We start from the raw sequence: 22967 nt of genomic DNA on the forward strand, positions 1-22967 counted from the left end.
CGCAATACGTTGAAACGCTATCACTATATTTTCATTTTCCTGGTATGGGGCAGTATCACATTCACAGGATGTGACAACTACCTTGATATTACACCCAAAGGAAAAACGCTGTTAACAACGGTCACCGATTATGACCAGTGGATGAACGATCCCAATATTGCGGTTGGTTATGGTAAACCCACCGGGTTGACCAACTACCTGGCCGATAACGTAGACTATGTAGGTATTACAACACCGCCTACCTTACCGGCGGAACTGATGTATACCTGGGCATTGCAATTTTCTACGGACATCAACTCTTCGCCGCCCCTGTGGGGAGAACATTACGCCAACATCAATCATTTCAATACCGTGCTCACCGGCATTGATGAGGCAAGCGGCGGAACGCAGCTCCAGAAGAGAAGCCTGAAAAGCGAAGCCCTGTTGGCCCGTGCACTGGAGTACTTCTACCTGGTAAATGAATATGGAAAGCCCTATGACGCCGCTAGTGCCGCGAAAGACCCGGGCGTTCCCTTCGTTACCTCCAATGATGTTACGCAAACCGTTCCGCCCAGGAGTACGGTGGCGGAGATCTATCAACATATCATTGACGATATCAACGCGGCTATTCCCGATCTGCCGGCTGACAACAGCGCGAACAGGTTGCGCGGTTCAACGGCCGCTGCCTACAGCGTACTGGCCAGGGTTTATTTTTATATGGGAGATTATGTAAAGGCCAAAGAGAACGCGGAGCTGGCGCTTTCCAAAACCAAAGCGGTGATGATTGATCTCAATGGTTCATTGCCCTCTTCAGACCTGGTGAGCGTACGCCCGGATGTAATTTACGGCAGGTATGTATTGGGCAATGCGATCGTGTCGCTGGAATTCATGCGTTCATTTGCCGCTAACGACCTCCGGGTGCCCACGCTATACTACAGCACGGATGGCTACCAGTATACCGTGAGAGGAGCTACCCGTTTCACCCCCCTGCTGATCACGCCCACACTGCAGTATGTGAATACCGGTACTTCCGTGCAGGAAATGCTGCTGATCATCGCAGAAAGCGCAGCCCGCGGCAACGAGCTTTCCGTTGCACTGCAGCAGCTGGATGAAGTACGCAGGAACCGTTTTGATACGGACAGCTATGTGCCTTTTTCGTCTGCAGACAAAGAAACGGTACTGGAAGAAGTGCTGCTGGAGCGCTACCATGAACTGGGCTTCTCCGGCTTACGCTGGTTTGATATGCGCAGGCTGGATAAAGAAAACAGGATGGGCACGGTTACCAGGTACGATGCAAGCGGGAATATCCTTGCCACGCTTCCCCCGCACAGCGACCGCTATACGCTGCAGATCCCTTTCCAGGTATTAAGTTTTAACCCGGGCATGCCACAAAACCCATAAATGTGAACACTATGTATAAGTCTTATATTGTCCTATTATCCTTTCTGGTGCTGCTGTTAGCCGCCTGCTCAAAAGACGATGGTCCGGCACCGCTGGCTGACGGCAGCATTACCTTTGCGATAGCAGCAGATAAGGACACGGTACAGATGCCGCTTTCCATACTGGCAGACACCGTTATCACGATCGATGTTAAAGCAGCCTTGTCGGGCAATGCATCTGCCACTGATCACTGGATCAGTTTTGCCGTAGACACCAGCAAGCTGGATGCATACCGCGGGCAATACGGGGATGCCGTTTTGCTGCCCGCTGAATCTTACTTTTTCTATAAGCCCATGGCACGCCTGGCCGCAGGCGCTTCACAGTCGGAGCCCGGTCAGGTGAATATTGTGCTGCAAACCAAGCTGACGGAGTATACCACCTATGTGCTGCCGGTTGTTATCCAGTCGGTAGATGGAAAAGTGGAGGGCCCCTTTACATCCAGGGTGCTGTACTATGTACTGAAGACCGGCAAGCCGCTGGTGATCAGCAAGACGGGCTGGACTATTGCAGGAGTATCGTCTGTTTTCTCTGCATTTGCCGCCGCCAACGTGATAGACAACAACAAGACCGCCACCTACTGGGCGTCGGATATTACGCAGTCTATGCCACAGTGGATTGCCATCAATTTAAACAGGACCGTCAATTTCACCGCTCTCAGTTATGCCGTACCGCCCACACTCAATTATCCGACACTGGGCGGCTATCCCACTTCGATCCGGATCGAAACCAGTATGGATGGAACCAACTGGGTGGATAACGGCACCTATGCGGGAGATATCAGCGACAATATGCAGACGATCAACACCGGCGCCATCAGCGCCAGGTATGTGCGGTTTACATCGCTGGCGGCCGTTAAGTATGCATCACTTTATTTCACCATATTCATCAGTGATATATCGCTGATCCCTTAATAACATTCAATCAGGAAATCAATGAAGAGGATTACATTCATAATGCCGTTTGTCTGCCTGCTTCCCTTTGGCTTAAAGGCACAAAGCGGATTTGTTGTACAGGGGCAGTTCAATACAAAAGCTGCTGTTGCCATGGCCCGGCTGCATTATTTTAATGAAGGCAAGGAAGTATGGGATTCTGTTATGCTGAAAAACGGGCAATTCCGTTTCAAAGGCAAGGTAAGCCACCCGGTAAACGCAGCGCTCAGCATCCGGCAGGATACCGGGACAGCCGCCAAAGAGGAAGAAACCGCTTTCTACCTGGAGAACTCAAACATTACCGTCAGTGCGGAGCAATCCTTCTGGAATGCCACTGTCAAAGGCTCTAAAACAAACGACGAGAACCAGGCGCTCCGCGTAATGCAACAGCCCTACCGCAGGATAGCCGATTCCGTTACACGGGTGTACAACAGCTGGACGCCTGAACAACGGAAAGACACTGCGCTGATCAAACCATTGGCCGCCGCCATACAATATTCGCAGGCGGGCTTTGACAGCGTTAGCCGTGCATTCATGATCACCTATCCTCATTCCTTCGTATCCTTACGGGTTTTCAGGGATCTCGAACTGGGCTATGATTTCAACCCGGATACTGCAGAAGCAAGGTTTGCCCGCTTTCCTGCCAGCATCCGTGAATCGTACGCGGGCAAAAGGCTGGCGGCAGTGATCGAAACGGGTAAGAAAACGAATACCGGGGTGATGGCGATGGACTTTGCGCAGCCGGACACCACGGGCAAAATGGTGAAGCTGTCTGATTTCCGCGGACGTTATGTGCTGGTGGATTTCTGGGCATCCTGGTGTAAGCCCTGCCGGGCCGAAAACCCCAACCTGCTGAAAGCCTATAATAAGTATAAAATCAAAAACTTTACCATCCTCGGTGTTTCGCTTGACGATGAAGACGGCAAAAAGGCCTGGCTGCATGCGGTTGCCAAAGATGGGCTGCCCTGGACACAGGTGTCAGACCTGAAAGGCTTCAAAAGTGTAGCTGCCGCCTTGTATGGCATTACTGCCATTCCGGCTAATTTCCTGATCTCCCCCGAGGGGAAAATTGTTGCGAAGAACCTTCGCGGCGATGAACTGGAAAAGAAGCTGGCGGAATTACTATAATGGTAGATCCGCAAGATCAGCGGCAAGCGAAATGACCGCACCAGGTGGCCGGACAACCCGCCACCTGGTATTTTCAACATCCGAATAACGTAAGCTAACAAATAATACAGTGAAAACTATGCTTAAACCAGCCATACTACTGGCTGCCACTCTGCTGCCGCCGGCGCTGAAGGCCCAGGACGGATATACCATCACCGGCACTATTTCCAATCTGAACGTCCCCGCAAAAGCGTACCTGCAGCTGGTAAAGAACGGCGCCTTCCGCAACAGCGATTCTACAGATGTCAGGAACGGCGTCTTTCAGTTTAAAGGCAGGGTGGATGAACCCGAACAAGCCATTGTATCGGTAGTGCGTGAAGGTGCAGCGGGCGCGAAAGGCGCTGCCGACTATGTAGCCTTCTTCCTGGAAAACTCCGCCATTACCCTGACGGCAACAGATGCCATCAAAAATGCAAAAGTGGAGGGCTCAACTGCAGAAGCGGAAAATAAGGAACTGGAAGCAGCCACTACCCCGCTGACCAGCATCATCATCAAAATGAATGATGAATTTGAAGGTAAGCCGCATGATGATGCCTGGAAGAAAGCATCAGACAGCGTGGCGGGGTTGATCGCTGAGATCAAAAACATCCAGACCAGGTTCGTGGAATCTCACTTGAATTCTTTCATGGGCTTGTATACCTACCATTATTATGTGCTGGGCCACAAGTTCGATCCCGCAGCGGTAGCGCCCCTGTTCCACCGGTTCTCTCCTGAACTGCAGTCCTCCCCGCTGGGCAAACGTACGCTTGAAAAAATAGAAAGCACCAAAAAGGGCCAGGCAGGTATGCAGGTGACAGACTTTACCCAAACGGATATCAACGGTAAGCCCTTTACCTTATCTTCTTTGCGGGGTAAATATGTGCTGGTTGATTTCTGGGCCAGCTGGTGTGTGCCCTGCCGGGCAGAAAATCCGAACCTGGTAAAAGCTTACCAGCAGCTGAAAGGTAAAAACTTTGAAGTGGTGGGCGTATCCCTGGATGAAAACAAATCGGCCTGGGTAGCGGCTGTAAAAAAGGACGGCCTTCCATGGATCCATGTGTGCGATCTGAAAGGCTCAAAGAACGAGGTGGCGGTCATGTACGGGGTAAACGCGGTGCCACAGAATTTCCTGGTAGATCCCAATGGTAAGATCATTGCGCGTGACCTGCGTGGCGAAGGCTTAACCGAAAAGCTATCGGCATTGATCAAATAAGCCAATGCTGATATAAACAGTGAACAATAAATACAATGGGGGCGCCGCTGTAAAAAGCGACGCCCCCATTTCCTGTTGTACTTTAACTATGATATTTGTACCAGTTCGGCTATTTTCCTCCTGTCTCCTACCACCCACACAATATCTCCCCATTCAAAAACAGTATTGGAATCGGGGTTCAACATGCGCTGGTTGCCCCGCTCTATGCCGATGATGAGGCCCTGCGTGCGTTCGCGAATGCCTGAATTACGTATGCTCATTCCCCTGAGTTTGGTGAACTCGTCCACCACGATCTTCTGCAAACTGATATCATTGATGGTAACCCCGTTGCCCACCGGTTCTGCCGCTTCAAATACCGGCTTGAATACCTGCATCTGTTCGTCTGTAGCAATGATACCTACCTGGTCAAAGGGATAGAGCTTTTCATCACGTCCCGGGGCATGGATCAGTTTATCACCCCGTTTGATATACGCGATGTTTACGCCATATTTCTCCCGCCAGGCCAGCTCGATCAGGTTCTTACCGATGTATTCCGCCTGCTGGCTTACTACCAGGTGTACGATGTGCGCAGACCAGGGCGCCAGGTTAGACTGCAGCTCTACGTTCTTCTGGTAAACATCCGCAGAAACCGATCCTTCGCCTGCTGCTGCCATTTCGCGGGCATTCAGGTTTACCAGGAAACGACCTTCGATACGCTGGTAGAACTGCTGGATCTTTTTCGAGAAAATAGTATATACGAGCACGATAGACGGCACCGCAATCACGATGGCTACGGTAGCGGAGAATAAGTTGCTTACCCAGAACCATATGATCAGCACACCCACCACGAGCCTGAAAATTTCAAGCACCAGCAGGGGACCGCGGTTATACTGCTTATCCAGCCACAGCTCTTTATAGGCCAGCTTATCAGGTTTCTTCAGGATGAAGGCAAGGATAAAGGGCGACGCAATACCCAGTGAAAGTACCAGGCATATAACACTGGCAATGGTACTGTCTTCGATATTGCGTTTCAGGAAAGGCAGCAAAAAGTTCATCGAGATCAGGAACAGTGCGAGGATAACGATACTGTTAATGAGCGCGATCTTACCATATGCTTTCAAAGCAATGCGCAGGTTGCTTTCCGCCTGAATCTTCTGGGTACTGTCTGCATACCTGTTCAGTTTCGTGATCCATTTGGCAGGTAAGATCTTCAGGATATAGTCATGCAGCTTCCCGGAGCCCCTTATCATGTAAGGCGTGGTGAAGGTGGTGATGGCAGAGGCGCCCACTGCCACCGGGAACAGGAAGTTACTGATCACGCCCAGGCTAAGGCCCAGGGTGGCCACGATGAAGGCAAACTCCCCGATCTGCGCCATACTCATACCCACCTGTACGGATTGTTTGATGGGCTGGCCCGATAGCAGGGCCCCGATAGTGGTGCTGAAAAACTTGCCGAAAAGTGTGAGCACAGTGACAAACAACACCGGCCATTTATATTCCATAATGGCCTGGGGATCGATCAACATACCCACCGAAACGAAGAATACCGCGCCAAAAAGGTCTTTAACCGGTTTTATAAGATGTTCCACCTTTTCTGCGGAAGTGGTTTCTGCGATGATGGAGCCCATGATAAACGCGCCCAGTTCTGCGGAGAACCCTACCCCTGTAGCCAGTATCACCATACCCAGGCAAAGGCCGATGGAAAGGATCAGGAGGGTTTCCTCATCTATCAGGTTTTTGGCCTTTTTCAGGAAGGTAGGCAGCAGGAAGATGCCGAGGATGAACCAGAGGGCCAGGAAGAACAGCAGCTTCAGCACGGTCTGCAGCAGTTCAAGGCCCTGGAATTGCTGGCTGACGGCCATGGTTGACAGTAACACCATGAGCAATATCACCACGATATCTTCTACCACCAGCACGCCAAACACAATGCGGGCAAACTGCTGAGTTTTTACGCCCAGTTCATCAAAGGCACGGATAATAATGGTGGTGGATGAACTGGCCAGCATACCGCCCAGGAAAACGCTGTCCATGGTAGACCAGCCCATCCACTTACCGGCAAGATAACCGCTGACCGTTATAAATAAGATCTCTACAAATGCCGTTATGGACGCAGCGCCTCCTACCCGCATCAGTTTCTTGAAGCTGAACTCCAGACCCAGGCTGAACAGCAGGAAGATCACCCCTATTTCTGCCAGCGTTTCAATATTCTCTGTATCAGCCACCGTGGGGGTGATGGACAAATGCGGGCCTACCAGGAAGCCGGCAATAATGTAGCCCAGCACCAGTGGCTGTTTGATGCGTTTAAATATCAGCGTTGTAATTGCTCCGGTAATAAGAATTAACGCCAGATCTTCAATAAGTTTTGGTAAATGTCCCATCTATAAATGTTAATTTGCTGATCCTTAATATGTCCAAATTTACCAACAAATTAGCAATAACATTTATAATTACCGCATCCGCCGCCCCGATCCGGCCATTCAGAAGGGCAAAAAAGATATTTTTAACGCTGCAGCAGCCGTTGATTTATAGGTAGTTTTGATAAATGGATCATTATACCGTTCTCCCTTTTCAATGGCCCTGGCAGAGACGATGCTGTTGATGCCACCTCTCAGTCCGACCACCACGTATTTCCCCAGCAGGTATTCAAAACCGGGACCGCTTTGCAGTTCGATGGTATTGTAGCTGAAGCGCCGGGGTAAGGCCGGGTTATCCGACTCATAAAACGTTACATACGTATTATAATTGGACCCCAGGTAAACCCAGGCATTGCGGAAAAGGGCCTGTTTGATCATGGCGCCCTGTGGAAGATCCACGATCAGCTCCAGCCCGTTGCCGTTCAGCTTGTGGAAGTAGTTGATCACCGGCAGTACCGGGATGGGCGCCGAAGGATCTATCAGCAATAAAGCGCCCAGCGAGAGGTAAGTGTCTGCCGTACGTTTCAGCGGGAAAGCCACGCTGCCGTTGAAGTTAAAACGCCGGAGCGCTTTCAGGTTATCTGACAGCCCGGTTAATACGGCGGAGTAGATCACCGGCGTGTGAAAGAGGGCGTCTGTTCTTGAATAATTGAGCGAGAGGCCCAGGGTGCTTTTAGACATATTGCCCGTGTTCAGCTTCGGGTTGTCCAGCTGGTTGGCGGTTTCCCTTACGTCGAAAAAGTTTTCGGTGTGGTAAACGGAGGCGCCGATCACATTGCCGTTCCAGCTGCTGATGGGCACTGTTACATAAGTGCTGATGCGGGCGTTACGGGTTTTGCCGTTCACAAAATCTTTCCCGTTCAGCGTTGCATCATAATGGCGCGAACCAAAAAGATCTGCCGTCACCGCCGCCTGGCGCAGTGAAGGGAAGCGGAGCGCCTGTTCATGCGCTTCGCTTCTCAGCGTATCTGCCGGGTGTTGGCCGGCCATACTGAACATATTTTGGGCATAAGCGCCGGTAGTGCCCAGGAGCATAGCGGCCGCCAGAAAGTGGATCTTCATAAAAGTTATAACAAAAAGATGGAGGAATACTATTTCTTATCGGGTGCAAAATCGAGTGATACGGAATTCATGCAGTAGCGTTTATACGTAGGCGCTGGACCATCGTCAAAGATGTGCCCCAGGTGAGCGTCGCAGCGCCCGCACAACACTTCGGTGCGGTGCATACCAAGGGAATTATCATCCTGGTAGCGCACGGCGTTGGGGCGGCTGGGCTCAAAAAAGCTGGGCCATCCGCAGCTGCTGGCGAACTTCGCATCAGAGCGGAACAGCAGGTTGCCGCATACCGCACAGTAGTAAGTGCCGCGGGTAGTGCTTTTCCAGTATTTCCCCGTGAAGGGCCTTTCCGTGTCTTTTTCCCGTGCAACGGCATAAAGGTTGGGCGGCAGCACTTTCTTCCATTCCGCATCGCTTACATGCAGCCTGGCGGTATCTGTATTGGAATACCAGGGATTGTTTTCATGCCCGCGGGCCGATTTTTCGTTCTGGGCGACGCAGCTGCCAATGCTGATCAGCATCAGCAGCACGCTATATACCAGTATCTTTTTCATGATCGTAATTTGTATTTTGAACGGTGTTTAAAAACCTGGTGCAGCGGTTTAGCGGTTCATCGCCGTACGGCCGCCTTTTGAGCTGGTATTGGCGGTGGCTTCGCCGGCAAACCGGATCAGTCCTTTGCCATCCACAAAGCCGGTGTGGTTGGCCAGTACCTGGCCATTTTCATCCAGGATGAGCAGCGTGGGCAATCCTTCCACCTGCCAGGTTTCAGCCAGCTTCACGCCTTCCCCTTTCTCCACATCGATGCTGAAATTGACAAAGTGTTTATTGAAATACGCGGCTGCCGCCGGATCTTTGAAGGTGCTTTTCTTCAGTTCCTTACAAGGCGCGCACCACGTAGCGAATGCGTCTACAAATACTTTTTTATGACTGGCCTTTGCGGCGGCCAGCACTTCTTTATAGGATTGTGTGCTGAACCGGATCTCCTGTCCGGACTTTTGCTGTGCCTGTGCACCCGGGGTGGTGATCAGCCCCAGGGCCAATACCAAAAGCGCTGATCTCAGATAATTTTTCATGATGATTCGTTTTTATAATTAATTGGATGAATATTGTTTTGCTGCTGCGATGCCCTTGTCAAGGAAATCGGTATATGCTTTAATGTCCAGGTTGAAAGCCCTGGGGGCTGCGGCGGGTTTACCATCCGGATCCAGCACCACGTAGAAGGGCTGGGCATTGGTATTGAAACGTTCCTGCTGCAGGTCGCTCCATTTCTGTCCGATTGTTTTGATAGCCTTTGATGAAAATCTGGAAACGTATCTTTCTTCGTTGCTAAGCGGTGTGCGATCATCCACATAGAGGGAGATCAGCACATAGTCTTCCTTCAGGCGTTTCAGCACCTGCGGATCAGACCATACGGACGCTTCCATTTTGCGGCAGTTGGTGCAGCTCCAGCCGGTGAAATCAAGCAGCACGGGTTTGTGTACCTTTCTGGCGTAAGCCATTCCTTCATCATAATCATAGAAAGCGTCTATATTTTCCGGCGCATGGAACAGCCCCGCGTATTTATGGGTGGAGCTTCCCTCCGCTTTTGCGGGTGCAGCTGCATTCAGCGAGAACTCCTGCGTTTGCTGCGGTGGCAGCCAGCCGCTGATGCCTTTCAGGGGCGCGCCAAACAAACCGGGGATGAGATAAACGGTAAACACCAGTACCAACATGGCCAGTAATAACCTGGGGATGGAGAGCGACGGCACTTCTGAATCGTGGCTCAGGCGGATCTTGCCCAGCAGGTAGAAGGCCAGCACGCCGAAAATGATGATCCAGATACCTACGAAGAGATCACGGCTGATCAGTCCCCAGTGGTAGGCCAGGTCTACATTGGTGAGGTATTTAAAAGCGAGCGCCAGTTCCAGCAGTCCAAGCGTAACCTTTACGGAGTTCAGCCAGCCGCCGGATTTCGGCAAGCTCTTTAACCATGAGGGGAAAACGGCAAACAAGGTGAAAGGCAAAGCCAGGGCCAGGGAGAAACCGAACATACCGGTTGCAGGGCCGAGGTAACTGCCTTTGCTCACGGCTTCCACCAGCAGTGTACCGATCAGCGGACCGGTGCAGGAGAACGATACCAGGGCCAGTGTAAAGGCCATGAAGAACAGGCCTATCCAGCCGCCTTTTTCAGACTTCTCTCCTATTTTGTTGACGAATACAGATGGGAGCGTGATTTCAAAAGCGCCGAGGAAAGACAGGGCAAAAACAACCAGGATGACGAAGAATAACAGGTTGAATGCTGCGCTGCTGGCGGCTTCATTTAATGCGGAGGCGCCGAAGATAGCGGTGATCAGTAAACCAAGTCCTACGTAGATCACAATGATCGACACGCCATATATTACCGCTGCGCGGATACCCTGGGCACGAGTTCCGGACCGTTTGGTAAAGAACGATACCGTTAAGGGCACCATCGGGTAAATACAGGGCAGGAAAAATGCGGCCAGTCCGCCCAGGAAACCTGCCAGGAAGATGGATAAGATGGAGCTGTCGCCATCTTTCGCAGCAGCAGGTTTTTCCATATGCACCTGCTCCTTTGATACTGCAGCAGTAGTGCCGGCGGCGCCCAATGCAGTATTAACGGCGATGTCAAAATCAACGTCTGTTGGCGGCAGGCATTTTTGTCCGCTGCATACCATATAATGTACTTCCCCTTTTACATGTGCGGCAGGGTTGGTGTATGATACCAGCTGTTTAAATGTCACACTTTTCTCGTGGTAGAGGATGGTCATCTCAAAGGTAGAATCGTATCCTTTTATGGCGGTGGGACTTTCATTCACGCCGTTCACCAGGAGGTAATCTTCCTGGTTATTGAACTGGAAGGAAGTCGGCACGGGGCCGCCTGCGTCCAGGAACTGGGAATATAAATGCCAGCCTTCATCAATGCGGGCGGTAGCGGTGATCTCTACCTGGTGGTCACCTACAGGGGTGGCCGCAAAGGTCCAGTGGACCGGGTTGTCTATTTGGGCAAATACCGCAAAATGCACCAGACAACCAATAATCGTAAGTAGCTTTTTCATGTGTTTTCATTATTGCGGTGCATCCTGCACCATGTTCACAAAGCAAATGTGAGGCATTTGCTAATCACTGATTTTCACCTTAGTTAAAATCGGGAGGAATAAATGGAAGGCGGGCAAAAATTTTCCGGTTGGCAAAAAAATTTCCTGCGATTTTAACTAAAGTGAAAATTCGCTTTCGCAAAACCGCAGACATTTGTTGAAAATTAAACATCACGAAAAATAATTCATGCTATGAGATTGAACATCAAAAAAGCATCCATCATTGCGATGCTGGCTATGGGATGCAGCCTTACCTTTATTGCACCGGCTGTAAAAGCACAGGAAACTATGATGCAGGAAACGCTGCACAAAGGAGACAAAGCACCCGATTTTTCACTGAAAGACCAGGACGGAAACACCTTTAATTTATCTGATGTAGTGGGAAAGAAAAAACTGGTGATCTTCTTCTATCCGAAGGATGAAAGCCCTGTTTGTACGAAAGAAGCCTGCGCGTTCAGGGATGCATACCAGAAATTTAACGACGCCGATGCGATGGTGATAGGCATTAATAACGGAACCATAGAAAGCCACAAGGCCTTTGCAAAGAAGAATCACCTCCCCTTCACTTTGCTGAGCGATCCCGGCAATGCTGTGTTGAATAAATTTGGAATCAAAGATCAGGATTTTGGAAACAATGTAAAGGTAAGTGGTCGCGAAACATTCGTGATCGGACTGGATGGAACAATTGTATACAGCTTCCGGGATTTCATGAAGGGCGATGAACACTCTAAGCAGGTGTTGGCCTATTTGGCGGGTAAGTAAGCGTTGGTTTTGGTTAGTGCCGGCTTAGTGGAATGAGCCGGCGGTTTTTAGCGTCGGAAGGCTATCCCCGGGTTGTCGGGGAGGCCTTCCCGGCGTTTAGGCATATCCGGAAAAAAGTGTGAATTTTGCAGGTAATAGCAGTTATGGCAAAGATCACAGAATCACTCGAAGCGTTCTATAAGGATAAGTTTGGCAGCTTACCGGAAGAGCTGCAGCAAAACATCGGGCAGTTTAATGTTTTCAGGATTGAAGACCGGGTGCGTACGGGCACTACTTCGCCCAGTTATATCCGAAGGGACTTCTATAAGATCATGCTTTTCCGGGGGGATAATGTTTTTCATTACGGTAACAAAAGCGTTCCGGTAAGCGGGCATACCCTGCTGTTCTTTAACCCCCTGGTGCCGTATACCTACGACCCGTTGAGCGCCGATACCGGCGGTTATTTCTGTGTCTTCAGGGATGAGTTCTTCAAAGAAAACCTGCGGCTGAACCTGACAACGCTGCCCTTGTTTGCGGCGGGGGCGCAGCCGGTGTTTGGCCTGGACGCGGCAATGACTGCAGAAGTAACGGGCATCTTTGAAAAGATCATTAAAGAGTTTGATTCAGATTATATCTATAAGTATGAGCTGATCAGGAACTATGTAAGTGAGCTGATCTACCTGGCCATGAAGCTGCAGCCGGTAGACAGGTACCTGGAGCAAACAGATGCCGCTGCCCGGATCACGGCTGTTTTTATGGAGCTGCTGGAACGCCAGTTCCCTATTGAAACCATCTCGCAACGCTTTGAGCTGCGTTCTCCCAAAGTGATGGCAGAAAGGTTGTCTGTTCATGTAAATTATCTTAACCGCGCCATCAAGAAAACCACCGGGCGCACCACCACCGATCTTATTTTTGAACGCCTTACAGCGGAGGCCAAGGCCCTGCTGCGGCATACCAGCTGGAACATAGCGGAGATCAGCTATGTGCTGGGCTTTGAAGACCAGGCGCATTTCAACAACTTCTTCAGGAAACAAACTGCCATCAACCCCTCTGACTTCAGGCAGGTTTGAATTTAACAAATAATGGTTTGTATGCAGCAAATTGGAAAATTTGATGCGGGGTAACTTTGCTCAAAAAAATAATGATGAGCGAAACAAAAGTCTGGTACATCACGGGAGCCTCTAAAGGAATGGGGTTGGCGCTGGTAAAACAGTTGCTGGCAAAGGGGCACAAAGTGGCTGCCACATCAAGAGCTGCCGCTGCATTTGATGCGTTTAAGGGCAATGATCATTTTCTGCCATTGGAAGTAGACCTGAAGCGTGAGACATCTGTAGCCGCTTCCGTTCAACAGGCGGTGGCGCAGTTTGGCCGCGTGGATGTAGTAATAAACAATGCCGGTTATGGTTTAGGCGGCGCATTGGAAGAACTGAGCGCAGCAGAGATAGAAGAAAATTTCCAGGTTAACTTCTTTGCGGTGATACGGGTAGTGCAGCAGGTATTGCCTTATCTGAGAAAGCAGGGTGCGGGGCACATTATCAACATCTCTTCGATAGCAGGTTTTGCACCGGGTATGGGCTGGTCGATGTACTGTGCAGCGAAATTTGCGCTGAGTGGTTTAAGCGATGCATTGGCCAATGACCTGCAACCCCTGGGCATCCGTGTAACGAATGTGATGCCGGGTTGGTTCAGAACCAACTTTGCCAAAGCAGATTCCATTGCTTATAGTGAACATAAAATGGAGGAATACGCTTATTTACGGGAGTATCATGAGAAGATGAACAGTATGGATGGCAAGCAATTGGGAGATCCGGATAAGGTGGCAGATGTGTTTGTGGCGTTGGTGAATAGTGCGCAACCACCGGCTGACCTGTTCCTGGGCAGCGATGCGTTTAAGCGGGCGGAAGCCAGGATAGCGCAGCTGCAGCAGCAGATGGCGGATTGGAAAGAGCGCTCTTTTTCTACGGATTTCGGGAATTAACGGGTTGCTGCGTAAGAAAAAAGCCGCATACATCCTGCGATCTATGCGGCTTCCATATTTTTACTGATCACTAAACACCTCACTGGTGCTGATCAATTTCTGGTACTCCTCTGCTGAAAGCAGGGTATCGTTGTTAAGAAATTTTGAAGGTGTAACAAAAAACACCCACCCGCTATCCTGGGGACTTTCCAGGATCAGGTTAAGATTCTCGTTTAGCTTTTGATTCTGACCCAAAAATTTACATTTTACAGGAGCATGAATAGGTATTACAGCATCCTCCGCATGAATTTCAGCTATCAAAGTTCCTTTCTCAATAGTACCTTTACGGTGGTACCACTTAATGCTATCGATCTTCTCAATCCCCTTCAATTTGAATTTAGAAGCACCGACAAAACCAACAGTTCCATTGTAATCAATCCACTCATGTTCATGTGTAAATTGCATTCCTGGGCGAGAATTAACTGATATTTTCATTCTGCAAAGGTACGCCCTTTACAGGCAATCTACTGAAATAGATTGCCCATGCAGGGTAATTAACTGTTATTCAGACACATGAACCATGGTCTATTTTGTAATATAAGCGCAAACAGGCGTATTTTGTCAGTTCCCGGCGGCATCCTGTACACGTGTATCTACGGCCACCCAGTTCAGTTCCCAGGTCTTGCCACCATCATCGGAAAAGAACTGTTCAAAGCGGCAGGAATCCGCGTTGATCTGTGCAATAACAAACTTCACCAGTATAGCCCTTCCGTTATAGGTATCCTGTGCGTAGAACTCACCTTTGCCATTTTTAAACTCCCCGATGGTAGGTATGGTCAGCATGCCGTTCTTCATGTTTGCAAAATTCAGGCTCCACTGATGCGCCTGGGGATTGTAGAGCCGCAGGCTTAATCCTTTAAACTGGCCCGCCGGCCCTTTAGCCGTCAGTTCTACCAGGTTGGCCATCCCGTTAAATACTTTGCTGACTACCGTAGTGCCTTCATATTCTACCCAGGTTTGACTACCGCTGAGCGGCTCCGTTAGTCTGCTCAGCTTTGTTTTCCAGGTACCTATCTCGAAATCAAAATCGTGCTGACCATCACGCATACGGGCGCTGTCAGATAAGGCGGCCTGCATTTGCGTTTGCTTGGGTTGCGCTATGCCGCGGTAGGTTGCTAACAGCGTAGCTGTGCTGATGAGCAGTAAGAAAAGGTGTTGACATTTGAAGATACCATGCGTTCCTTTCGCCATATTTTATAGTTTTGTGTAAGCCGCTGTAAAGGGGATAAAGTTGCTTACTTTTTTCCTGAAAGCAGGCTTTTAACTGAAAGAAGAACGACCCGTTAACTTTACAATCAAAGTTATTTTATGCTGAAATCTTTAAATAATAAACCCATTGACGACCTGAACCTGTCTATATTACGGGAGCTGTGTAATAATGCGAGAACAACAACCGCCGAAATTGGCCGCCGTATTGGATTAACAGCACCGGCGGTAGCAGAGCGGATGAACAAACTGGAAGAAGCGGGGTATATTAAAGGATTTCATGCCATCGTGGATTTTGACAAGATAGGGTTAAACATACAGGCGTTTATAGCCTTTAAATGCGGCCATAAACATCATGATATTAAGCAGCTGATAGCTTCCATTCATGAGATTACGGAATGGTATACGGTTACTGGTAATGCCAGCATGTTGCTGAAGGTGGTGACCGGCTCCCGGGATCAGCTGGCGAAAGTAATTGCACGCCTTGAAGAGTATGGCGAAACCAATACTTCCCTGATACTGGAAGCGCAGGCAGAAATGAATATGCTGAGGCATTACCAGTAACGAAGGCTATTTCTTCATGGTATATTTCAGTGAAACGTCGCCCAGGTTGCTTACACTCACCCGATACCATTTCTTACTGTCATTCAGTATTACTTCATACTTAATACCGGCCCTGTTGGTTACCTCGGTAAAGCCGTAGATCTGTTTGTTATTGAATTTCTTTTTTAATGCTGCGGTTATCTTTACAGGCAGCTCTTCCTCCAGGCAGTACCTTAAAGACTGTATCAATGCGCCATTGTCATCAAACCACATCCTGCTGGCTGTCTCCCCCTGGGTAAAGGACACCATGTGATAGCCATGGTCTGCCGACCAGGTTACATATTCCGCATTGGGGAACATGCGGGTGAACATATCGAGTAACGGCCTGCCGGGTGCAGCCTGTAATTGAGATAAACAGCCTAAGGCCAGGAACAGCGCGAGGAGAAGATGTTTTTTCATTGTTAACAGTTTAGTGTGGACAATTTTCAATCGGGGTTGATTATTTCGAAGCAGAGAGCTGTGCGGTAGTTTGCATTATCCAGGCTATCAGTCGGGTACCTGGTACAAATATAGGGAAGTGCCGGATTATTTGTAAATGTTAAATTGAAATGCTAGCTTAGGCGCCGTTAACAGGCTGGCGTTTCCCTTAAACCTATGGAGCATGTTTATTAAACCCGGCATCAACCAAACTATACTATAATCTACATTTACAAATGGAACAAAAAAAACTGACAGAGCTAACCGACCAGGAATTGTTGCAGGAAGCGAAAAAGAGACAAAGCACCATGATCATTAATGCCGTATTAATTGGATTCCTGGCAGGAGTGGTAGCTTACAGCGTGATGAAAAACACCTGGGGCTTTCTTACGCTGATACCTTTGGCGATTATCTATAAACTGGTGAATAACTCAAAGTATGATAACAGGGAGTTAAATGCCCTTTTAAAAGAACGAAATTTGAAATAAGGCTTTTTCTTTTATACAGTTTCTGTACCTTCTGCCCGGAAAACTGCTTCTCCCCTGCTGTTACTGCTGACCATCCGGCCAATGGAACCAGATGCTATAGCCATCTGGATCTGCCAGTGAGATAGCCTTCCAGCCATATCCGGTTATAAAGGGGGGGCTTACGCCGAGGCCTTTACTATTAAGGTAGTAGTACATGGCATCGGTATCCGGGCAGTTAAAGAAAAAGGCAGTGTCCTGGTGCCCTTTGAAACGGGCAGGATCGGGTTGCGCGGGACGGAATTCTTTCTCATAGGCGGTGTTGAGCATGAGGTAGCTATCATCGAGTTGCAACAGCACCCAGTCTGCATCATCGCCATCGCCGGCACTTTGGGTGATGGTGAAACCGAGGATATCGCGGTAGAACCGCAGAGCGGCGGGCATGTCGAACACTTCTATGTAGGGACACATGCCTTTAAGGGCTGGACGGGAAGGGGCGGATGAGTGGTTCATGGTGATGAATTGATACCCGAAGATAAATCTTTCAAAAGATCCCTGTTAAATTGCGGGCAACAAAAAGATTGGTCAATGCTCTTGTTCCAATCCACCAAAAATCTTTATCAAATTTTTTTGGCAGCGTGAATAGATGTATTCCATTTGCGCTCATGAAAACAATGATGTCATATAGTAGTGCATGTTATTGGTATCCGCAGGGTGCCGGTCGGACTATGGTATGATGTTAAACAATAAAAGCATTATATGCCCGATTGGTACTACCAGTCGGTTTTTTTGTTTTATACAGGTTTATGATCATGGGAGATCGGCTACGATGGTGGAATGGCGCCGGACTGTAAATCCGGTACATCAGAAACGTACAACGCCGTTCTGTTAGCTGGAGACTTCGTTCTGTTATCTTACATGTCCGTTATGTAAAATGGCGGTTCCGTTCTGTTATCTTACAACGCCGTTCTGTCAGCTGGTGACTCCGTTCTATTATCTTACATGTCCGTTATGTAAAGTGACAACCCTGTTCTGTTATCTTACAACGCCGTTCTGTCAGCTGGAGCGCCTGTTCTACAATCTTACATCGATGTTCTTCGATCTGCACCAGCGTTCTAAAACCTATCGCTGAAGTTCCATTGATTGTAACTGATCCTGTAAGATATAATTCCCCGACTTCAATAGCTGACAGGAATATTTCCGGGAAGCACCGGTACCGAAAATGAGACAATACAAAATTTTTTGAAATAAAACCCATCTGGATTTTCTCAAATGAGAAAATCGCTGAATTTTCTTTGTCCTACCATTGCATTGTCAACGTTGATCGCATAACCTATACAACTGCAGATGTAAAAACGATGCCGGTAGCTACTGTTTGCAGGGCTTCTCCGCTGGCACGACATGCAACATTCACTAACATTTAAAATTTTAGAAAAATGACCAGACGTCAATTAAATCTCCTGGACATGTACCAGGCTGTATTATCACATTTGGACAAGTTTCCCGGCACCTGGAATCAATTAACACCGGTAACGCCTATTGTTGACAATCTAAGAACAATTGTGGCGGAAATGCTGACACAATCGCAGCTGCAGGCGCAATGTAACCCGACGGGCTATACTAAAAGGAAGGATGCACACATGTTTGAGATAGTGGAGCGCGCTTTCCAGCTAAGCCTGAAGCTGCGGTCTTATGCGAAGTTCAATAATGATCATGTGCTGATGGCTGCGGTGGACCTTGCGTACAGCACCCTGGCCAGGGGGCCGCAACAGCTGGTGTTTCAGCGCTGTCAGCGCATTGCCCAACACGCACGTGACCACCTTTCCGAACTGGCTGCCTACCAGGTGACGGAAGAAGAGGTCACCATGCTGGAAGCGCAGCTGAACACCACAGAGCCCATGACGCCCGCCAGGAATGTGATCCTGGGGGCCAGAAAGACCGCCACCGGCAGTATTCCTGCGCTGGTGACACGGGCGAGGAAAGCGCTGGACGCATTGGATGACCTGGTAGAAGGGATGATAGACGATGCAATGTTTGTAAGCACGTATTTTAATGTCAGGCAGGTGTATGACCGGGTAGGAAGAAGTGCGGGAAGTAAAGAGAAGGTTGAGGAGTAAGAGCGACAGCCGGCCACTGCGAAGGCGGTGGCCGGCTGTTCATCACTATTGGGAATATTGATAGTCGCTGTTGTTGTGGCACCATTTGCCTTGCAAAGCCAGGAACAGGGTACCGTTACAGGCATTACGATTGCGGCAGGTTCGGATACCGCGATGTCATCAGGTTTAAGTAATCTCTATTGTGAAGGCGGTATTAATATTGGGGTAGTTGGCGAGATGCCTAGTTATGACTTTACCAATATTACGTTTAATGCGCCGTTTTCGGGGAGATTAAGACAAAGGACGAATTCGCAGGGGATGGTGTTTGTGACGATTGAGGTGTTTATGGGATAGTTTACTAGGAATAGCGCCGGGGATGAGATCTCTGGCGCTATTCTTTGTAAGTTTATCCCATCGCTCAAGGCTATAAGCAAGTGCTTTTCCAATGGCGCTTTGGGGCAGCACCTGCACATATTGCTGTTGCATCCATAACCACAGGCCCTTCAATATAGTGTAAGCTTCAACAAAGTTGATATGCTGTATTTGTTCCAATCTTCTTTCCGGGGATCGCCAATTGTTTTTATCAAATCATCAGTCATCCGGTTTGTCTGCCAGAACTGCTGGCTAACCTTCTGAAAAATCAGATAGTATTGAAATGGTATGCTCTAAAGCGTTTCAAAAATATAAGGAGTGACTTATTGCATTATCAACGTTGTTCGCATTTAACCCTCATGTCAATAGCGTATCCGGACTACACAACCGGTTACTAAGGATGACAAAGCTCTCACTAAACACTTACTAAACACTTACTAACGATTCACTAATATCTTACAAGGCGCTCCTAAGGCTCTCCCCAGGAGCTGACAAGGATCTCATGAAGACAGGATAAGGTATTATCAGGGAAACCATAAAGAATAAACAAAGAAAACAATTGGATCCTGCAAGGAAGGCATTAAGTGTTGATGAAGAATGCAAGCGGCATTTCCCTATACAAAACGGCCAAAACGGCCAGATTGGCCCAAACGGCCATTCCAGTTTTCCTGCGTGTCGTTGATCATTAGTATTGCAGTATTGAATTGAATTGAATTCAATTTCATTCCTACTGCAGAGGATTTCATCATGATGAGGGTTTAAACGACGTGTACCCGAGAACATGTCGCCTAATTAATCATTTTTAAATTAATTTATTATGCCTAACGAAAAATCAAAGATAGCCACACGTATCAAAACTGAACGAGGCTATAAACGTACGCGCCAAACCATTGCGGAATTCCAACGAGCCGGTAAGGCCGCGAAAATACTGCTGGATGCAGTGCGGACAGCCGGCGTAAAGGCAAGGGACAAGGCGCTTTTTTCAAGGCTTCTTGGACTGATGTTCCAGGTCATTAAGTCCGACAGTATACACAGGCGTGGTGACCGGACTGTAATTAATGGAGATATCGAGCTGATGAGAGGTTTCGACTTCAATGCGAACGGTAAACTATCCTCACTCATCTTCATTCAACCCACTGTCAGCATTGACCGTGCTACCGGTACCATGAAGGTAGATCTGCCTGCTTTCATACCGGAAGATATGATCAAGGCACCGCTAAATGCAACACATTTTAAGATTGCATGTGCGGCAGCAGAGGTCGACTTCGCAGAAGGCACCTTCGTTACAGCCACAGCCCGGACGGAACCGTTGCCCTTTAACGATGAGGAGCTTCCGGCGCCCATCAGTCTTACCGCCACCGTAACGCCTAACAGTACAAAATGGCTGATACTTGCAGTCGGGATCGCGTTTAACGACGTTACCGCCGACAAAGCAGATTCATTTTACGAAAGCCAGTACAACGGGATGTGTATAGTGGCAGTTAGCAGTCCGGATGCGTAAAAAGCGCTGATCTAAGAATTCTGGACATAAAAAAAAGGGGGAAAAGGGTGTACCAGGTAAAAATGGTGCACCTTTTTTCTTTGCGCGTGCGGGTTGTTGACGGCAGAAAGTAGCTACCTGAGCGAAGATATATTTGAATGTCAAACATCATCATCAAACTGGTTAATAGAACTCAGGATTATTAGCAATCCTCAAAACCATAGATTCAGCAAAGAGCTTCCCCGATTTGGCAAATTTACTTCTGTGGGGGTACTGTACTTTTGCAGTAGTAAAAAATGAATAATTATGGAACTGAAAGGAAAAGTCGCCTTGATTACCGGAGCATCGAGCGGCATCGGAGAAGGTGTAGCAAAATCTTTAGCGGCGAAAGGTGTTAAAGTTGGTTTAGCGGCACGTAGTTTCACTAAACTGAATACCATTGAAAGTGAAATCCGTCAAGCAGGGGGTAATGCTTTCCCGATAGAGTTTGATGTTACGGATAAAGTAAGCGTAGATGCTGGTGTAAAGCGTTTAAAAGAAAAGTATGGCACTATCGACATTCTGATAAATAATGCCGGTATTATGCCTGCCGCAGATATTGATACTTTTAAGACGGATGAATGGCAGGATATGATAAATATAAACATCAACGGAGTTTTGAATGTTACAGCAGCAGTACTGCCAGATTTGATTGACAAGCATAGCGGACATATTATTAATTTATCTTCTATAGCAGGCCGTAAACTATTTAAAGGATTAGCTGTTTATTGCGGCACCAAACATTTTGTAGCAGCTTTTTCGGATATTATGAGAATGGAAGTTGGCAAAAAACACAATATCCGTGTGACAAGCATTCAACCTGGTGCCGTTGATACCAATCTGTATGACCGGATTTCAGACAAAGCATACAAAGAAGGAATGGAAGGTCTTCGTAATCAAATGACCTTTTTAACTCCCAATGATATTGCCAATAGTATGATTTATGCGTTAGAATCGCCTGATAATGTGGATGTATCAGAAGTCTTTATTCTACCAACAAATCAGGAATGGTAAAAAACACATGGCTTATTTCAGAGCATAGTTTGCATCTGCAAATTATGCTCATTTTTTGCTAATTACCTACCTTTGCAGAAATGCATGCGAATATCAGGTTAAATACCATTTATGAATTTCATCAATTCAGCGGCTTACCTGAACCGGAACATCCTTTAGTAAGCCTGATTGATTATAGCTTAGTAAAGTATCCGCCGGAATATACTGATATCAAGTGGGTACAGAATTTCTATTCCATCGGCCTGAAACGAAACGTAGCTAAAAAATTCAACTACGGACAACAACCGTATGATTTTGACGAAGGAGTACTGTCACTGGTTGGACCACAACAGATTATTCAGATAGAGATCGATCCGAATGCAAAAGCAGAACCTTCAGGCTGGCTATTATTGATTCATCCCGATTTTTTGTGGAAAACAGCATTGGCGGAAAAAATGAGCCGGTATGAATTTTTCGGATACGCGGTAAATGAAGCATTGTTCCTATCAGAAAAAGAAGAACAAATGATGCTAGCAGTGTTCAAAAGTATCCAACAAGAATACCAATCTAACATCGACAAATTCAGCCACAACATTATTATCTCGCAAATAGAGTTATTGCTCAACTATACCGAAAGATTTTATGAAAGACAATTTCTAACCCGACGCATTTTGAATGATAAAACCCTGACCCGTTTAGAAACTATACTGGACAAATATTTCAATTCGGATTCTCTTCCGGGAAAAGGAATTCCAAGTGTGCATGATGTTGCAAGTGAGTTAAACCTCACGCCCAATTATCTCAGCAGCTTATTGAGGGTGCTGACCGGGAAAAGTACACAGGATCATATTCATCACAAACTAATAGAAAAGGCCAAGGAAAAACTTTCGGCAACGGATTTATCTATAAGTGAGATAGCTTATGAATTGGGATTTGAACATCCCTCCTCATTCACTAAATTATTCAAACAGAAAACGAATCAGACGCCTTTATCATTCAGGCAATCGTTTCATTAAAAGACACTACAAATAAGATATTGTGTAGCGCCTATTGTTGAAAATACAGGAAAAATTGTGACGGAGATAACCGGCCCCCACTTTCCGCGGCAGCCAGCTGTTATTACAATGCCGTCTATTGGGATCTCCCATATTTCTGGAAATAGGTTATCAGTCCGGCGAGTGATTCGTTGAGCACAGTAAGGATCTTATCTCTTTCTGCATTGCTTAGCGGCGGTAAGCTAACGACGAAGTACATCTTTTAGCGGTACAGTGGTTCTTCTAACTTT

At 47.9% G+C, this 22967-nt stretch carries 24 protein-coding genes; 14 read left to right on the forward strand and 10 right to left on the reverse strand.

Annotated features, from left to right (window positions below; genetic code table 11):
* Positions 1-9 precede the first annotated feature (9 nt).
* The 4 genes from Q0577_RS16080 (at position 10) to Q0577_RS16095 (ending at position 4707) form a co-directional block, all read left to right on the forward strand.
* Positions 10-1380: a RagB/SusD family nutrient uptake outer membrane protein gene (locus tag Q0577_RS16080; RefSeq protein WP_298737979.1), complete on the forward strand. Its 1371-nt coding sequence runs from the start codon at positions 10-12 to the stop codon at positions 1378-1380.
* 11 nt (positions 1381-1391) lie between these two features.
* Complete coding sequence (locus Q0577_RS16085) at positions 1392-2330, forward strand: discoidin domain-containing protein (RefSeq protein WP_298737981.1); 939 nt, start codon at positions 1392-1394, stop codon at positions 2328-2330.
* A 21-nt stretch (positions 2331-2351) separates the two neighbouring features.
* Positions 2352-3476, forward strand: coding sequence for a TlpA disulfide reductase family protein (locus Q0577_RS16090; RefSeq protein WP_298737983.1), 1125 nt, complete (start codon positions 2352-2354; stop codon positions 3474-3476).
* Between the two features lie 118 nt (positions 3477-3594).
* Positions 3595-4707, forward strand: coding sequence for a TlpA disulfide reductase family protein (locus Q0577_RS16095; protein ID WP_298737985.1), 1113 nt, complete (start codon positions 3595-3597; stop codon positions 4705-4707).
* Positions 4708-4793: 86 nt separating this feature from the next.
* On the opposite strand, the gene Q0577_RS16100 is transcribed toward Q0577_RS16095, so the two are convergent.
* The 5 genes from Q0577_RS16100 to Q0577_RS16120 form a co-directional block, all read right to left on the reverse strand.
* A complete protein-coding gene (locus tag Q0577_RS16100; RefSeq protein WP_298737986.1) occupies positions 4794-7064 on the reverse strand; it encodes a cation:proton antiporter in 2271 nt (756 codons plus the stop codon).
* 99 nt (positions 7065-7163) lie between these two features.
* Complete coding sequence (locus tag Q0577_RS16105; RefSeq protein WP_298737988.1) at positions 7164-8162, reverse strand: hypothetical protein; 999 nt, start codon at positions 8160-8162, stop codon at positions 7164-7166.
* A 29-nt stretch (positions 8163-8191) separates the two neighbouring features.
* On the reverse strand, positions 8192-8710 hold the full coding sequence (msrB, locus tag Q0577_RS16110; RefSeq protein ID WP_298737990.1) for a peptide-methionine (R)-S-oxide reductase MsrB: 519 nt from the start codon (positions 8708-8710) through the stop codon (positions 8192-8194).
* A 48-nt stretch (positions 8711-8758) separates the two neighbouring features.
* Positions 8759-9232, reverse strand: coding sequence for a thioredoxin fold domain-containing protein (locus tag Q0577_RS16115; RefSeq protein WP_298737993.1), 474 nt, complete (start codon positions 9230-9232; stop codon positions 8759-8761).
* 18 nt (positions 9233-9250) lie between these two features.
* On the reverse strand, positions 9251-11215 hold the full coding sequence (locus tag Q0577_RS16120; RefSeq protein ID WP_298737995.1) for a cytochrome c biogenesis protein CcdA: 1965 nt from the start codon (positions 11213-11215) through the stop codon (positions 9251-9253).
* A 231-nt stretch (positions 11216-11446) separates the two neighbouring features.
* Here Q0577_RS16120 and Q0577_RS16125 point away from each other — a divergent pair, with 231 nt between their 5' ends.
* The 3 genes from Q0577_RS16125 to Q0577_RS16135 all read left to right on the forward strand — a co-directional run bounded on the left by Q0577_RS16125 (position 11447) and on the right by Q0577_RS16135 (position 13973).
* Positions 11447-12016, forward strand: coding sequence for a peroxiredoxin (locus Q0577_RS16125; RefSeq protein ID WP_298737997.1), 570 nt, complete (start codon positions 11447-11449; stop codon positions 12014-12016).
* 143 nt (positions 12017-12159) lie between these two features.
* Positions 12160-13065 (forward strand): AraC family transcriptional regulator, encoded by a 906-nt coding sequence (locus Q0577_RS16130; RefSeq protein ID WP_298737999.1) that lies wholly within the window; start codon positions 12160-12162, stop codon positions 13063-13065.
* Between the two features lie 74 nt (positions 13066-13139).
* On the forward strand, positions 13140-13973 hold the full coding sequence (locus Q0577_RS16135; RefSeq protein WP_298738001.1) for an SDR family NAD(P)-dependent oxidoreductase: 834 nt from the start codon (positions 13140-13142) through the stop codon (positions 13971-13973).
* 60 nt (positions 13974-14033) lie between these two features.
* Here the strand turns inward: Q0577_RS16135 and Q0577_RS16140 are convergent, their stop codons facing one another.
* Together Q0577_RS16140 and Q0577_RS16145 are read right to left on the reverse strand one after the other, a co-directional pair.
* Entirely contained in the window at positions 14034-14447 is a 414-nt protein-coding gene (locus Q0577_RS16140) for a hypothetical protein (RefSeq protein WP_298738002.1), read from the reverse strand.
* 126 nt (positions 14448-14573) lie between these two features.
* Positions 14574-15203 carry a hypothetical protein gene (locus tag Q0577_RS16145; protein WP_298738003.1) on the reverse strand — a complete coding sequence of 210 codons (630 nt, stop codon included), beginning with the start codon at positions 15201-15203 and terminating at the stop codon, positions 14574-14576.
* Positions 15204-15320: 117 nt separating this feature from the next.
* On the opposite strand from Q0577_RS16145, the gene Q0577_RS16150 reads away from it, so the two are divergent.
* On the forward strand, positions 15321-15782 hold the full coding sequence (locus Q0577_RS16150; RefSeq protein WP_298738004.1) for an Lrp/AsnC family transcriptional regulator: 462 nt from the start codon (positions 15321-15323) through the stop codon (positions 15780-15782).
* Positions 15783-15788: 6 nt separating this feature from the next.
* On the opposite strand, the gene Q0577_RS16155 is transcribed toward Q0577_RS16150, so the two are convergent.
* Positions 15789-16220, reverse strand: a complete 432-nt coding sequence (locus Q0577_RS16155; protein ID WP_298738005.1) for a hypothetical protein — start codon at positions 16218-16220, stop codon at positions 15789-15791.
* 254 nt (positions 16221-16474) lie between these two features.
* Here Q0577_RS16155 and Q0577_RS16160 point away from each other — a divergent pair, with 254 nt between their 5' ends.
* Positions 16475-16726, forward strand: coding sequence for a hypothetical protein (locus Q0577_RS16160; protein ID WP_298738007.1), 252 nt, complete (start codon positions 16475-16477; stop codon positions 16724-16726).
* Between the two features lie 60 nt (positions 16727-16786).
* Here the strand turns inward: Q0577_RS16160 and Q0577_RS16165 are convergent, their stop codons facing one another.
* Positions 16787-17215 carry a glyoxalase/bleomycin resistance/extradiol dioxygenase family protein gene (locus tag Q0577_RS16165; RefSeq protein WP_298738008.1) on the reverse strand — a complete coding sequence of 143 codons (429 nt, stop codon included), beginning with the start codon at positions 17213-17215 and terminating at the stop codon, positions 16787-16789.
* Positions 17216-18138: 923 nt separating this feature from the next.
* Between Q0577_RS16165 and Q0577_RS16170 the strand changes: the two genes are divergently transcribed.
* Complete coding sequence (locus tag Q0577_RS16170; RefSeq protein ID WP_298738009.1) at positions 18139-18819, forward strand: hypothetical protein; 681 nt, start codon at positions 18139-18141, stop codon at positions 18817-18819.
* 75 nt (positions 18820-18894) lie between these two features.
* A complete protein-coding gene (locus Q0577_RS16175; protein WP_298738011.1) occupies positions 18895-19152 on the forward strand; it encodes a hypothetical protein in 258 nt (85 codons plus the stop codon).
* On the opposite strand, the gene Q0577_RS27245 is transcribed toward Q0577_RS16175, so the two are convergent.
* Positions 19090-19350: a transposase gene (locus tag Q0577_RS27245; RefSeq protein ID WP_366884539.1), complete on the reverse strand. Its 261-nt coding sequence runs from the start codon at positions 19348-19350 to the stop codon at positions 19090-19092. The genes Q0577_RS16175 and Q0577_RS27245 overlap by 63 nt on opposite strands.
* Positions 19351-19987: 637 nt before the next feature.
* Between Q0577_RS27245 and Q0577_RS16180 the strand changes: the two genes are divergently transcribed.
* The 3 genes from Q0577_RS16180 to Q0577_RS16190 all read left to right on the forward strand — a co-directional run bounded on the left by Q0577_RS16180 (position 19988) and on the right by Q0577_RS16190 (position 22698).
* A complete protein-coding gene (locus tag Q0577_RS16180; protein ID WP_298738013.1) occupies positions 19988-20671 on the forward strand; it encodes a hypothetical protein in 684 nt (227 codons plus the stop codon).
* Between the two features lie 285 nt (positions 20672-20956).
* Positions 20957-21703: an SDR family oxidoreductase gene (locus Q0577_RS16185; RefSeq protein ID WP_298738014.1), complete on the forward strand. Its 747-nt coding sequence runs from the start codon at positions 20957-20959 to the stop codon at positions 21701-21703.
* Between the two features lie 80 nt (positions 21704-21783).
* Complete coding sequence (locus Q0577_RS16190) at positions 21784-22698, forward strand: AraC family transcriptional regulator (protein ID WP_298738015.1); 915 nt, start codon at positions 21784-21786, stop codon at positions 22696-22698.
* Positions 22699-22967: the final 269 nt, after the last annotated feature.

The sequence above is a fragment of the uncultured Chitinophaga sp. genome, assembly GCF_937898475.1.
Classification (GTDB): domain Bacteria; phylum Bacteroidota; class Bacteroidia; order Chitinophagales; family Chitinophagaceae; genus Chitinophaga.